We start from the raw sequence: 12704 nt of genomic DNA, 5'->3' as shown, positions 1-12704 counted from the left end.
AGGCATGGCGTCGTCGGTCACGTGGTGACCAGCGGCGCCATTCCCTTTGCCCGCTCCACCGCGCCCGCGAGCCCGCAGGCCTCCAGCCAGTTCGCGAGCAGCCGGTGTCCACCCTCGGTGAGGACGGACTCCGGGTGGAACTGCACGCCGTGCAGCGGCAGCTCCCGGTGCTGCAGTCCCATGACGATGCCCGACGCCGTCGTGCAGGTGACCTCGAGCTCCGCCGGCACGCTGTCCGGCGTCACGGCGAGCGAGTGGTACCGCGTGGCGGTGAACGGCATGGGCAGACCGCTGAGGACGCCGTGGCCGGTGTGCTCGACGAGGCTCGTCTTGCCGTGCATGAGCTCCGGGGCGTGGGTCACCTTGCCGCCGTACACCTCGGCGAGGGCCTGGTGCCCGAGGCAGACCCCGAGCATCGGGGTGCGGGACCGGGCGCAGGCGCGGATGACGTCCTCGGAGGCACCGGCCTCCGCGGGGGTGCCGGGTCCGGGGGACACGAGCACGCCGTCATAGGGCTCGGGGGAGCCGTCGCCGTCGTCGTACCAGTAGCGGCCGTCGGCGTCGGGGGAGGGTACGGCGTCGTTCCGGACCACTACGGTCCGGGCGCCGATCTGGTCGAGGTAGCCGACGATCGTATAGACGAACGAGTCGTAGTTGTCGACGACGAGGATGCGCGTCATGGTCAAATGCTACGGCGAGGACCGCTACGCGCCGACCGTCGTGTCGTTGAACGGCATGTACTCGCTGAGCCACGGGAAGAACTCGGTGAAGCACACGGCGACCACGCCGAAGATGAGCACGAGGCACACCAGGAACTTGAACCAGCCGGGTCCGGGGATGGCCCGCCACAACAGCCCGTACATCAGCCCATCAGCTCCTTCGGCTTGCCTTCGCCCACAGGGGACCAGTAGTCGAGCTCGCCGTGCACGATGTACCGCTCGGTGGCGGAGAACATCGGGTGGCAGGACGTCAGGGTGATGAACCGCTTGGTCAGCTTCGGCATGTCCTGGTCCTTGGTCACGCCGGGCACCGGCGCGATCACCTCCACGTTCTGCGGGAGGACGATCTTCGACTCGGTGACCTTGTAGACGTACCAGTTCTCCTTGGTACGGACCACTACGGCGTCGCCTTCCTTGAGCTCCGCGATCTGGTTGAACGGCTTGCCGTAGGTGGTGCGGTGCGCGGCGACGGCGAAGTTGCCGAGTCCACCGGGCATCGCTGTGCTGTCGTAGTGTCCGATGCCGATGGTGTCGAGCACGGTCGCCTTGTCCGTGCCCTCGGCGACGGGCTTGATGTAGTCGTCCCCGAACCGGGGGATGAACATCTGCGCGAAGAGGGTCCCGGCCTCCGGCGGTTCCTTCATGACCGGCGGCGAGTCCCGATGTTCGACGGAAGTTGCCGGACCGGTCTGGGCGCCCTCCCAGTCCATCTCGGCGATGATCTCGCTCTGAGCCCGCTCGCCCTCGACGTCGGTCCACCAGAGCTGCCACACCACGAAGAGACCGAGCACGACGCCGGCGGTCACCAGGAGCTCGCCCAGGACGCCGATCAGCCAGGCGACCGGCCGCATGGGCGCCGCCGACCCGCTCGGGCGCCGCGCGTTGCGCGGACCCATGCCGGAGGGGCCGCGCTCATACGCGATGGGGAAGACCTCCTGTGGCAGCGGCACGTTGTGGCCGGCCTGCGCGTGGGTCATCCAAAGACCTCCGTACCGTCGGGAACCGTCGCATACTGCAGACCTCCGCCGTCGTACGCGGGGAGGTCCAGGTTGTCGCTGCGTCGCACGTCCCAGCCCAGGTGCACCCAGTCGACGTACTCGAGATACGTCTGCACACCCTCGGAGCTCATCAGCGACGACTCCATCTTCGCCGGGTTGCCGACAGCCGTCACCTTGTAGGGGGGTGAGAACACCTTGCCGTGCAGCAACAGGATGTTTCCCGAGCAACGGAACGCCGACGTCGAGGTCACGCGCTCACCCTGCAGCGTCATCGCCTCGGCCCCGCCGGCCCACAGCGCGTTGATCACGTGCTGCAGGTCCTGCTGGTGGACCACCAGGTCGTCGGGCTGCGGCTCCACCCCGCCAGGTCCCACGCCGACCGGCGTCGACGGCGCGTCGTCGAGCGTCACCGTGAGCCCGGCACCGCTGACCGGCGCGGAGCCGGACACCACCCCCTCGCGCTCGACCAGGTCGCCGTCCAGCCTGGGGACGGTGGTGCCGGTGCGAGCGCTCAGGGTCTCGATCTCCCGGTCCAGCTCGCGGGCACGCTCGTTGAGCTCGGAGACCCGGCCCGTCTCGGCGCTCACGAGCTGGGCGAGGTCCTGTGGGTCACGGGTGTCGGCACCACCGCCGTCGGCCAGGCGAGCGCTCGCGCTGAACATGAGTCCGGCCAGCACGGCCACGCCGCCGACGCTCAACCAGGACCGCCATCCCGCATGCATCGAGGCGCGGAAAAAACCCGTCGCGCTGCCCTTCGCGGACGGCGCGGGGGTCGGTTCGGCTCCGGTCACCGCGTCCCTCCTGCAACAATTGACAAACCCACTGACGCGTCTGGTCACGCCTGCGGCCTGTGGAGCACTACGCTAGTCCAAGAGAAAGCAGACGTCGGCTCGGCACACCCGTCGGGCAGACCACCCCAGGACAGGAGCCCGCCTCGTGCCCGAGTCGAAGTCCCGCAACAAGAAGAAGGTCACGCCCAAGGCTGAGAAGTCCGAGGCGAAGGTCGCGCTGCCCGGAGAGGCGACCAACCCGCGCTGGCTCGCTCCGGTGATGCTGACCCTGATGATCCTCGGCCTCGTCTGGATCGTGACGTTCTACCTCACGAGTTCCGACCTCGGCCTGCCGATCCCGCAGATCGGTCAGTGGAACCTCGCGGTCGGCTTCGGCCTGATCATTGTGGGTTTCGGCCTGACCACACGCTGGAAGTGAGCGTTCCGCGGCCGCGCTGAGGCGGCCGCGGAACTGTATCCCTATTTATCCACAGCTGTGGGTAAAGCTGGGGAAAAGAGAGTGGTGACGCACCGCCAGGTGTCGGGAACGGCCCAGTTGCTCGTGTCGGGCCGAACTCGTGGAGGTGCCGCCGCACTCGTTCACAGGAAGCCGATCGAGGCATAGCGCCATGTCGCGAGCGCGACCAGCAGCGCGATACCGGCGACCGGAACCACCCACGCGACTGCGGCCCTGCGGTCCTTCGGTGCATACGCATAAGCCGCCGCGACCAGGGCTCCGGTGACCAGTCCACCCAGGTGCGCCTGCCAAGAGATGTTCGGCACCCAGAAGCCGATGGCACCGTTGATCGCGAGCAGGACGAGCACCTGGCCCATGCTCCGACCGAGCCGCCGCATCACGGGAAGCATCGCCCCGAACAGGCCGAACACCATGCCGGACGCCCCGACCACAGGCGTCTGCCAGGCGGCTGACGTCGCCGGGTCGCCGGCGAGGAGCAGCACGCCGACCGATCCGCCCACGGCGGAGAGCAGGCACAGGACCCCGAAGCGCAACCGCCCGAGCAACGGCTCGAGGAACTGCCCGGTTATCCACAGGGCGTACATGTTGAACAGGATGTGCAGCGGCGACGTGGAGTGCAGGAACGACGCCGTGAGAAAGCGCCACGGCTCGACCGCTCCGCCCCAGGGCCAGAACCAGAGCAGCCGCGTCCACTCACCCGCCGTCACCAGCTGCAGCAGCCAGCTCACGACGCAGATCCCGATGATCGTGAACGTGACGACCGGTCGGCCGTTGACCGCGACGCTGTCGGCGGAGCCGCCGAAGACGGTCCGGACGCGCGGCGCAGAGCGCTTCGCGTCCCGGACGCAGTCGACGCACTGCACGCCGACGGCCGCCGGCCGCTGACACTCGGGGCACGCGGGCCGGCCACACCGCTGGCAGCGTACGTAGGCCACCCGGTCGGGGTGGCGCGGGCACACGGGAGCCTCGGCCTCGGTCGGCTCCTCGGCGGCCGGGTCGTTCATCGCGATACGTCCTCAGTCCCCTCGGTCCTCAAGTACTCGCTGGTCGTGCCGGAGCGGTGGTGCCGGGTCCCGCCGGAGCGGACCGGCCGCCGCCGTCCCTCAGGGCTCGATGGTGACCGACGTGATCGTGATGTCGTCGACGGGACGGTCGCCGGGACGCGTACGGGTCTTGCCGACCTCGTCGACGACCGTGCGCGACGCGTCGTCCGCGACCTTGCCGAAGATGGTGTGCTTGCCGTTGAGCCACGGGGTCTCCGCGGTGGTGAGGAAGAACTGCGAGCCGTTGGTGCCCTCGATCTCGCCCGTCACCGGGTTGCGACGCTTACCGGCGTTGGCCATCGCGAGGATGTACTTCTCGTTGAACTGGAGCTCGGGGTGGATCTCGTCGTTGAACGTGTACCCGGGGCCGCCGGTTCCCGTGCCGAGCGGGCAGCCGCCCTGGATCATGAAGTCTTCGATGACACGGTGGAAGATCAGGCCGTCGTAGAACGGGTCCTTGCGCTCCTCGCCCGTCCGCGGGTCCGTCCAGGCCTTCTCGCCGGTCGCGAGGCCGACGAAGTTCTCGACAGTCTTGGGCGCGTGGTTCGGGAAGAGCTCGATACGGATGTCACCGGAGGTGGTGTGCAGGATTGCGAACATGTATCAATCCTCCCACGGAGCGGCCCGCTGGTGCTGCACCGACGTCGTTCGCCCTCGCCAGTGGGCCCGTCCGGTGGCAGAGTGGCATCTTGAGGACTATTTGAACAGTTCGAGGGGAGCTTCATGACCCGCAAGAAGGTGACCGACTACGTGGACACGAGCAAGATCGACACCGAGAAGGTCAAGGAGAGGGCGGCGGAGGCCGCAGCTCTGCTTTCCGACGTCAGCTCCAAGGCCGCAACGCAGGCTGGGGCCGTAGCGGCCCAGGCCAAGGACCGGGCCTCGAACGCCAAGGACTGGGCTCAGCCCCGTGTGAACGACTTCATCGCGTGGCTGACGCCGCGTGCGGAGAAGGCGTGGCAGGACAGCCTCCAGGCTGCCGCCCCCCAGGTCGAGAAGGCCGCAGGCAAGGCAGCGCCGCTCATCGACTCCGCGCACGACAAGCTCGTGGACGACCTGCTGCCCAAGATGGTCGCCGCGTTCAACGGCGCGGCTACCAACGCGGCGACGGCACAGAACAAGGCCGCTCTGGCCGACTCCGTCGCCAAGGCGGCGGAAGAGGCAAACAAGAAGGGCTCCAAGAAGGGCTGGCTCGTAGCGCTGGCGGCCGGTGGCGCGGCCGTCGCCGGCTACGTGTTCTGGAAGCGTGCGCAGCCGCAGACCGACCCGTGGGCCGAACCCTGGGAGCAGGGCACGGGTGCCGACTACTCGAACGGCGCCGCGCGGCACTCGTCCGGCGTCGGCGCGGCGGCCGGTTCCGCCGTCGCCAAGGGCAAGGAGGCGGGGGCCAAGGCCGCGCAGACGGCCAAGGACCTCGGCGCTCGGGCCTACTCGGCGGCGAGCCCGGCATTCGAGGCGGCCAAGGAGAAGGCCGCACCGGTGCTGGAAAAGGCGAGCCCGGTGCTGGACGCCGCGAAGGAAAAGGCCGCTCCGGTCCTGGACGCGGCATGGGCCACCGCGCAGAAGGCGAGTACCGCCGCACAGAAGCGCGGCGGTAACGACCCCGAAGCGCCGGCGTCGGGGGAGTCGGACCTCGGGTCCGGCGAAACGGCTGCACCCACCGAGAGCCCGCTCCTCGACGAGGCCGTTCCGGCCGACTCGGCGGAGGACCTGCCCCTGGTGGACGAGGTTCCGCCCGCGAAGCCCAAGCACGCGGGGGAGGGCAAGCAGGAGGGCTGACCTCCCGCTTTCCGGTGAGCATGACAGGAGGGCCTGGCCAGCGGCCAGGCCCTCCTGTCATGTCCGGCGCGACGTCATCGGCCCACGTCCTCGGAGCAGGACCAGGACCAGGGCACAAAAAAATGACCTGCGGCGAAATCATCGCCGCAGGTCATCGCGGGTGGAGCCAGGGGGACTCGAACCCCCAACCCCCTGCTTGCAAAGCAGGTGCGCTACCAATTGCGCCATGGCCCCTCTGCGAGCCGCTCAGTCGAGCGAGTCAGTGACCTCGGACCACAGGTCGCGCCCCGCGGCGTCCTCGCTCAGCTTGCGCCAGAGAACGTAGCCGGCTCCAGCAGCGAGCAGCACTATAAGCAGCTTCTTCACGAGTTCCTCCTGAGGAGCCTCTGCAGGTCCGGGAGTGGGGCTAGGAGGACTTGAACCTCCGACCTCTTCCTTATCAGGGAAGCGCTCTAACCGTCTGAGCTATAGCCCCGGGCGAGCGTTCCGCACGCTGCCGCGACACTGGAGATTACCCCAGGTCGGGACGATGTCCCAAACCGAAAACGTGGTTCGCGGTGTGACGTGCATCGAGTCGTGCGCAGCAGCGCACGAGAACGCTCTGGGTGACGCCGAAGACGTCAGTCGTCGGTCAGCGTCATGTGCACGCCGCCGACGAGTGCTGCAGTGATGTTGTACAGGAAAGCCATGATCGTGGCGATCGCCGTCAACAAGACAATGTTACAGATGCTGATCAGAGTCGCCAGCGAGATGACACGGGGGAACTCCACGAACTGCGTGAGGTTCACGTCGCTCTGTGGTCCGACGGCATCCTTCACGAAGTCCTGGATGGTGGTGAACACGCCGAGGCTGTTCAGCACCGACCAGAACACCGCGGTGGCGACCACCGTCATGATCGCGATCGCGACAGCCAGCAGGAACGCCAGCTTCATGACGGACCAGGGGTCCACACGAGAGATGGCGAGGCGCACTCGGCGCGGTCCGGCCGGTGCAGAGCGAGGTGCCTCGGGAGTCGGCTCCGACTGCGTCTGCGGCGTCGTACCCGTGGCCTGCGGCGCGGCCGCGGTGGCGGTTCCGCGCACTCCGGCTGCCGTGTAGTGCATCTCCGGCCGCGCCGTGGTCTCGTTCGCGGGCGTTGCCGACCGCGCGTCGTCGTCGGGCATTATCGACGTCACTTTCTTGGCTGCGCTGCGGGCCGCGTCGAGGGCAGCCTGAGCTGCCTTCATCGCGCCTGCTCGAACACCCTCCGCGCCCTCCGAGGTCGCGGTGGGCGGTGCCGGCGGGGCTGTCGGTGCCGGGACGCGGTTCCACGACTTCGCGGTGGCGTCGGACGCCGGAGCCGGAACGCCGGAGCCGGGCGAGACGAGGCCGGGCCCGGCTACGGGCTCGCTGCCCACCGGCGTGGCCGGCGCGGGGGGTGCGGGCGGGGTGGCCGGCTTGGGCGGCGTGGGCGAGCCCGAAGCGGCCGGCTTGGCCGGTGCGGCTGGAGCTGCAGGCACGGCCGGAGCCGCCGGCGTGGCCGGCTTGGATTCCTTGCCCGTGCGGCCCGCCTCGTACGCGGAGCGCCAGACCCCGCCTGTCGTCGGGATGCTCGACTCCTCCGGTGCCGGCGGCGCGGGGGTCGCCACACCGGGCCCGGGGCGCTTCGTCGACGGGGCAGGAACCGGCAGGTCGGCCTTCTCGCTCGCCGCGCCGGAGTCGCTCGTAGCGGCGCCGGACTCAGCAGCGTCAGCCTTCGTCGACGCCGAGCTCTTGCTCGAGGGCGCCTCCGCCTGCTTCGCGTCGGGGGTCTCCGCCGGAGTCTGCTCCCCGTTCACTTCCTTGCGATCCCGGGTGATCTCCAGGTCCTCATCGAGGTCGGGCGACGCCGTGCGCACGGGCCCGCTCTTGTCACTCGTCATCAGCTGTCCTCGCGTCCGGTGCTGTTCTGCTCAGGGGTGCTCGGAACTTCATCAGGGGTCGGAACCTCTTCCACGGTAACCCGCTCCGCGGAGTCGCCGTCGGAGATCTCGTCCACAGCACCTGTCGCATCGCCCGCGTCCTCACGCTCCGCGTTGCGCGCGACGGCGATAATCCTGTCGCCCTTGTCCGGCTTTGCGAAGGTTACCCCCTGCGTGTTCCGGCCGGTGAGGTTAACTTCGGCGACGGCGGAACGCACGATCTTGCCGCGCTCCATGATGACCAGCACCTCGTCGTCGGCATACGTGACCAGTGCGCCCACGAGGTCGCCACGCGCCTCCACGAGGTTGGCGACCTTGATACCGAGCCCGCCACGACCCTGGACCCGGTACTCCGAGATGCGGGTGCGCTTCGCGAAACCGCCCTCGGTGACCACGAACAGGTCGGCTCCGTCGATGACCACGGCGGCGGAGAGCAGCTCGTCGGCCTCCCGGAACTTCATCCCCGTGACGCCCGAGGTGGCACGGCCCAGCGGGCGGATCGACTCGTCGTCCGCGTGGAAGCGGATCGACTGGCCCTTGCGTGAGACGAGGATGAGGTCGTCGTCGGCGTTCACGAGGCGGGCCGAGACCAGCTCGTCCGCGGCACCGTCCTCGTCCTCTCGCAGGTTGATCGCGATGAGGCCGCCGGACCGCGGCGAGTTGTACTCGCTCAGCCGGGTCTTCTTGACGAGCCCGCGGCGCGTGGCGAGGACCAGGTACTCCGCCGCCTCGTAGTCGGGGATGTCGAGCACCTGGGCGATCTTCTCGCCGGGCTGGAAGGCCAGCAGGTTCGCGACGTGCTGACCCTTGGAGTCACGGCCGCCCTCGGGCAGCTCGTACCCCTTGGCCCGGTAGACCCGGCCCAGGTTGGTGAAGAACAACATCCAGTGGTGGGTCGTCGTCGTGAAGAAGTGGTCCACGATGTCGTCCTCGCGCAGCTGCGCGCCGCGCACACCCTTGCCGCCGCGCTTCTGCGAGCGGTAGTTGTCCGTCCGGGTCCGCTTGGCGTAACCGCCGCGCGTGATGGTGACGACCACGTCCTCCTCGGGGATGAGGTCCTCCATCGACATGTCGCCGTCGTACGGAAGGATCGTGGTGCGGCGCTCGTCGCCCCAGCGCTCGGTCACCTCGTTGAGCTCGTCGCCCACGATGGCGCGCTGGCGCTCCGGCTTGGCGAGGATGTCCAGGTAGTCGTCGATCGCGAGCCGCAGCTTGGCGTGCTCGTCGAGGATCTTCTGCCGTTCGAGCGCCGCCAGGCGACGCAGCTGCAGCGCCAGGATCGCGTTCGCCTGCAGCTCGTCGATCGCGAGCAGCTCCATCAGGCCCGTCCGCGCCTCGTCCGCGTCGGGGGAGCGGCGGATCAGCGCGATGACCTCGTCGAGCGCGTCGAGGGCCTTGAGGTAGCCCTCGTAGATGTGGATCTGGTCCTGCGCCTCCTTGAGGAGGTACTCGGTACGCCGACGCACGACCTCGATCTGGTGCGTGGTCCAGTGGCGTACGAACGCGTCGATGCTGAGCGTGCGGGGCACCTCGTCGACCAGCGCGAGCATATTCGCGCTGAAGTTCTCCTGCAGCGGCGTGTGCTTGTAGAGGTTGTTCAGCACCACCTTCGCCACGGCGTCACGCTTGAGGACGATCACGAGGCGCTGGCCTGTGCGGCCGGACGTCTCGTCCCGGATGTCCGCGATGCCGTTGATCCGGCCGTCGTTGACGAGGTCGGCGATCTTCGATGCCAGGTTGTCCGGGTTCACCATGTACGGCAGCTCGGTCACGACCAGGCAGATCCGGTTCTGGATCTCCTCGACGCTGACGACCGCACGCATCGTGATGGAGCCACGGCCCGTGCGGTAGGCGTCCTCGATGCCCTTGTGTCCCAGGATCTGCGCGCCGGACGGGAAGTCCGGGCCCTTGATGCGCTCCAGGAGCGCCTCGAGCAGCTCCTCGCGGGTGGCGTCGGGGTTGGCGAGGTGCCACCGCACGCCCTCGACGACCTCGCGCAGGTTGTGCGGCGGGATGTTCGTCGCCATCCCGACGGCGATGCCGGCCGACCCGTTGACCAGGAGGTTCGGGATGCGTGACGGCAGGACCACCGGCTCCTGGGTCCGTCCGTCGTAGTTCGGCCGGAAGTCGACGGTGCCCTTCTCGATGTCCCGGACCATCTCCAGGGCGAGCGGCGCCATCTTGCACTCGGTGTACCGCGGGGCGGCGGCCGGGTCGTTGCCCGGCGAGCCGAAGTTGCCCTGGCCCGCGACCAGCGGGTACCGCAGCACCCAGTCCTGGACCAGGCGCACCAGGGTGTCGTAGATGGAGGTGTCGCCGTGGGGGTGGTACTTGCCCATGACGTCACCGACGACGCGCGAGCACTTGGAGTACGCGCGGTCCGGGCGGTAGCCGCCGTCGTACATCGCATAGATGACGCGGCGGTGCACCGGCTTGAGGCCGTCCCGCACGTCGGGCAGCGCGCGGCCCACGATCACGCTCATCGCGTAGTCGAGGTACGACCGCTGCATCTCGAGCTGAAGGTCGACCTGCTCGACACGGCCGTGGTGCACCGCTACTCGGGCATCCTCCATCGGAATGCCGTCGTCGGAGTTCTCTACGCCGGGGGTCTCGTCCGTCACCGTCTGTACTTCCTTTCCACGCCGGTGGGCGTGTCACTTCGTCTCCTGGGCCGCCATGTCCGTGTCCGACGCCGCACGCCCGGGTGGGCGGTCACGCCGGGGCGCGCGAGCCACCCTGCGGGGCTCGCGCGCCATCCTCAGATGGCCTCAGATATCAAGGAACCGAACATCCTTGGCGTTGCGCTGGATGAACGTGCGGCGGGACTCGACGTCCTCGCCCATGAGCACCGAGAAGATCTCGTCGGCCGCGGCCGCGTCGTCCATGGTCACCTGCAGCAGCGTCCGGTGGTCCGGGTCCATGGTGGTGTCCCAGAGCTCGGAGTAGTCCATCTCACCCAGACCCTTGTAGCGCTGGATGCCGTTGTCCTTCGGGATCCGCTTGCCCTGCGCGGCGCCGGCCTCGAGGAACGCGTCGCGCTCCCGGTCCGAGTACACGTAGTCGTGCGGGGCGTTGCTCCACTTGATCCGGTACAGCGGCGGCTGCGCGAGGTACACGTGACCGTGCTCGATGAGCGGGCGCATGTAGCGGAACAGCAGGGTGAGCAGCAGGGTGCAGATGTGCTGGCCGTCGACGTCGGCGTCGGCCATGAGCACGATCTTGTGGTACTTGAGCTTCGTGATGTCGAAGTCCTCGCCGATACCCGTGCCGAACGAGGTGATCAGCGCCTGTACCTCGGCGTTGGACAGTGCCTTGTCCAGGCGGGCCCGCTCGACGTTCAGGATCTTGCCGCGCAGCGGGAGGATCGCCTGGTTGTGCGGGTTGCGCCCGCGCACCGCGGAGCCGCCGGCCGAGTCACCCTCGACGACGTAGATCTCGCACTCGTCGGGGAAGCGCGACTGGCAGTCCCTGAGCTTGCCCGGCATGCCGCCGCCGTTCAGGACACCCTTGCGGCGGGTCGCCTCGCGCGCCTTGCGCGCCGCGATGCGGGCCTGCGAGGCGGAGATCGCCTTGCGGATGACGTCACGTGCCTCGTTCGGGTGCGCGTCGAACCAGTCGACGAGCTGCTCGCGCACCACGCGCTGCACGAAGGTCTTGGCCTCCGTGTTGCCGAGCTTCGTCTTGGTCTGCCCCTCGAACTGCGGCTCACCGAGCTTCACGGAGATGACGGCGGTGAGGCCCTCACGGATGTCGTCGCCCGTGAGGTTCTCGTCCTTCTCCTTGATGATGTTCTTGTCCCGCGCGTAGCTGTTGACCAGCGTGGTCATTGCCGCGCGGAAACCCTCCTCGTGCGTCCCGCCCTCGGTGGTCGAGATCGTGTTCGCGAACGTGTGCACCGACTCGCTGTAGGCGCTCGTCCACTGCAGCGCGATCTCGACGGCGATCTTGCGCTCCGTGTCCTCGCTCTCGAACCAGATCACGTCCGGGTGCACGAGCTCCACCCGCTTCGCGGAGTTGAGGTGGTGCACGTAGTCCATCAGGCCGTTCTCGTACTTGTACGTGACGGTGCGCCAGCCGTCCGACTCCGAGCCGGACTCCTGTCCGTCGGCCGTCGGCCTGCTCTCGGCGGTGACCACGTCGTCCGCAGCGGCCTCGTGCTCGACACCCGTCACCTCGTCGGTGGCGGAGGAGTGGCCCGCACGCTCGTCGGTGAGCGTGATCTTCAGGCCCTTGTTGAGGAACGCGTACTGCTGGAACCGGGCACGGAGCGTCTCGAAGTCGTACTCGGTGGTCTCGAAGATCGTCCCGTCGGCCCAGAACGTCTGGGTGGTCCCGGTGCCCTCGTCGGGGTCGAGCGGCTCCAGCCGGTCGACGCCGGTGACCGGGTTGCCGCCGTCGGCGTACTCCTGTCGCCAGTTGTACCCGTCCCGGCGCACCTCGGAGACGAAGCGGTAGCTCAGCGCGTTGACCACGGACATGCCGACACCGTGCAGCCCGCCGGAGACGGCGTAGCCGCCGCCACCGAACTTGCCACCGGCGTGCAGGATCGTCATGACCACCTCGAGCGTGGGCTTGCCCTCGGTCGGGTGCATCGCGACCGGGATGCCTCGGCCGTCGTCTGTGACGCGTACACCGCCGTCGGCCATGAGCCGCACGTCGATCTCGGTGGCGTGGCCCGCGAGGGCTTCGTCCACAGCGTTATCCACAATCTCGTACACAAGGTGGTGGAGCCCACGCTCACCGGTCGACCCGATATACATGCCCGGTCGCTTACGAACGGCCTCGAGACCTTCCAGGACTGTGATGTTCCCGGCGTCGTAGCCGCCGTCGATTCGCTCTGTCACGGGCGGGGTTGCTCCTCGTCTTTCAGGCACACGATGTGCACGACGACGGACGTACCAGCGGCTGCACGAGCGGCTCGGACCCACATGGGTCCATGCCGTGCTCGGGTGCTGACGTACGATCCGACGGCTCGTC

12 protein-coding genes and 2 tRNA genes are annotated in these 12704 nt (G+C 68.5%); 2 read left to right on the top strand and 12 right to left on the bottom strand.

The genetic code is table 11. The features are described from left to right. Positions 1–17 precede the first annotated feature (17 nt). From ACQEVI_RS11560 to ACQEVI_RS11545, 4 genes are read right to left on the bottom strand one after another with little or no spacing between them, the layout of a single operon-like run. Entirely contained in the window at positions 18–680 is a 663-nt protein-coding gene (locus ACQEVI_RS11560) for an aminodeoxychorismate/anthranilate synthase component II (protein ID WP_432898480.1), read from the bottom strand. Between the two features lie 24 nt (positions 681–704). Continuing rightward, positions 705–863, bottom strand: coding sequence for a hypothetical protein (locus tag ACQEVI_RS11555; RefSeq protein WP_357448182.1), 159 nt, complete (start codon positions 861–863; stop codon positions 705–707). Continuing rightward, positions 863–1696, bottom strand: coding sequence for a class E sortase (locus ACQEVI_RS11550; RefSeq protein ID WP_432898477.1), 834 nt, complete (start codon positions 1694–1696; stop codon positions 863–865). Before ACQEVI_RS11550 ends, ACQEVI_RS11555 begins: the two co-directional genes overlap by 1 nt. After that, a complete protein-coding gene (locus tag ACQEVI_RS11545; RefSeq protein WP_432898474.1) occupies positions 1693–2508 on the bottom strand; it encodes a DUF881 domain-containing protein in 816 nt (271 codons plus the stop codon). Before ACQEVI_RS11545 ends, ACQEVI_RS11550 begins: the two co-directional genes overlap by 4 nt. 145 nt (positions 2509–2653) lie before the next feature. Between ACQEVI_RS11545 and ACQEVI_RS11540 the strand changes: the two genes are divergently transcribed. After that, positions 2654–2926 (top strand): cell division protein CrgA, encoded by a 273-nt coding sequence (locus ACQEVI_RS11540; protein WP_432898471.1) that lies wholly within the window; start codon positions 2654–2656, stop codon positions 2924–2926. Positions 2927–3087: 161 nt separating this feature from the next. On the opposite strand, the gene ACQEVI_RS11535 is transcribed toward ACQEVI_RS11540, so the two are convergent. Together ACQEVI_RS11535 and ACQEVI_RS11530 are read right to left on the bottom strand one after the other, a co-directional pair. Continuing rightward, the gene (locus ACQEVI_RS11535) at positions 3088–3969 is read right to left on the bottom strand and encodes a rhomboid family intramembrane serine protease (RefSeq protein WP_432898468.1); all 882 of its coding nucleotides are present in this window, start codon (positions 3967–3969) and stop codon (positions 3088–3090) included. 99 nt (positions 3970–4068) lie between these two features. Beyond that, complete coding sequence (locus ACQEVI_RS11530; protein ID WP_357448172.1) at positions 4069–4608, bottom strand: peptidylprolyl isomerase; 540 nt, start codon at positions 4606–4608, stop codon at positions 4069–4071. Between the two features lie 123 nt (positions 4609–4731). Between ACQEVI_RS11530 and ACQEVI_RS11525 the strand changes: the two genes are divergently transcribed. Continuing rightward, on the top strand, positions 4732–5787 hold the full coding sequence (locus tag ACQEVI_RS11525) for a hypothetical protein (protein ID WP_432898464.1): 1056 nt from the start codon (positions 4732–4734) through the stop codon (positions 5785–5787). 161 nt (positions 5788–5948) lie between these two features. Here ACQEVI_RS11525 and ACQEVI_RS11520 read toward each other — a convergent pair. From ACQEVI_RS11520 to gyrB, 6 genes are all read right to left on the bottom strand, one after another. Next, positions 5949–6021: transfer RNA gene (locus tag ACQEVI_RS11520), tRNA-Ala, on the bottom strand. A 12-nt stretch (positions 6022–6033) separates the two neighbouring features. Further along, positions 6034–6153, bottom strand: a complete 120-nt coding sequence (locus ACQEVI_RS11515) for a DLW-39 family protein (RefSeq protein WP_274994665.1) — start codon at positions 6151–6153, stop codon at positions 6034–6036. Positions 6154–6188: 35 nt separating this feature from the next. Further along, positions 6189–6262: transfer RNA gene (locus ACQEVI_RS11510), tRNA-Ile, on the bottom strand. 145 nt (positions 6263–6407) lie between these two features. Beyond that, positions 6408–7688 (bottom strand): DUF3566 domain-containing protein, encoded by a 1281-nt coding sequence (locus ACQEVI_RS11505; RefSeq protein ID WP_432898461.1) that lies wholly within the window; start codon positions 7686–7688, stop codon positions 6408–6410. Continuing rightward, positions 7688–10348, bottom strand: coding sequence for a DNA gyrase subunit A (gyrA, locus tag ACQEVI_RS11500; RefSeq protein WP_432898458.1), 2661 nt, complete (start codon positions 10346–10348; stop codon positions 7688–7690). Before gyrA ends, ACQEVI_RS11505 begins: the two co-directional genes overlap by 1 nt. A gap of 147 nt (positions 10349–10495) precedes the next feature. Beyond that, the gene (gene gyrB, locus ACQEVI_RS11495; protein WP_432898455.1) at positions 10496–12571 is read right to left on the bottom strand and encodes a DNA topoisomerase (ATP-hydrolyzing) subunit B; all 2076 of its coding nucleotides are present in this window, start codon (positions 12569–12571) and stop codon (positions 10496–10498) included. Positions 12572–12704 lie beyond the last annotated feature (133 nt).

It is taken from the genome of Promicromonospora sp. CA-289599 (assembly GCF_050936155.1).
GTDB lineage: Bacteria > Actinomycetota > Actinomycetes > Actinomycetales > Cellulomonadaceae > Promicromonospora.
The sequence above is the reverse complement of the archived record's forward strand: the minus strand, read 5'-3'. Positions and strand labels throughout refer to the sequence as shown.

Excerpts from the sequence above, each read along its gene's own strand:
- ACQEVI_RS11530 (WP_357448172.1), bottom strand. The coding sequence starts at position 4,608 with ATGTTCGCAATCCTGCACACCACCTCCGGTGACATCCGTATCGAGCTC.
- ACQEVI_RS11535 (WP_432898468.1), bottom strand. The coding sequence starts at position 3,969 with ATGAACGACCCGGCCGCCGAGGAGCCGACCGAGGCCGAGGCTCCCGTG.
- ACQEVI_RS11505 (WP_432898461.1), bottom strand. The coding sequence starts at position 7,688 with ATGACGAGTGACAAGAGCGGGCCCGTGCGCACGGCGTCGCCCGACCTC.
- ACQEVI_RS11555 (WP_357448182.1), bottom strand. The coding sequence starts at position 863 with ATGTACGGGCTGTTGTGGCGGGCCATCCCCGGACCCGGCTGGTTCAAG.
- ACQEVI_RS11560 (WP_432898480.1), bottom strand. The coding sequence starts at position 680 with ATGACGCGCATCCTCGTCGTCGACAACTACGACTCGTTCGTCTATACG.
- ACQEVI_RS11525 (WP_432898464.1), top strand. The coding sequence starts at position 4,732 with ATGACCCGCAAGAAGGTGACCGACTACGTGGACACGAGCAAGATCGAC.
- ACQEVI_RS11550 (WP_432898477.1), bottom strand. The coding sequence starts at position 1,696 with ATGACCCACGCGCAGGCCGGCCACAACGTGCCGCTGCCACAGGAGGTC.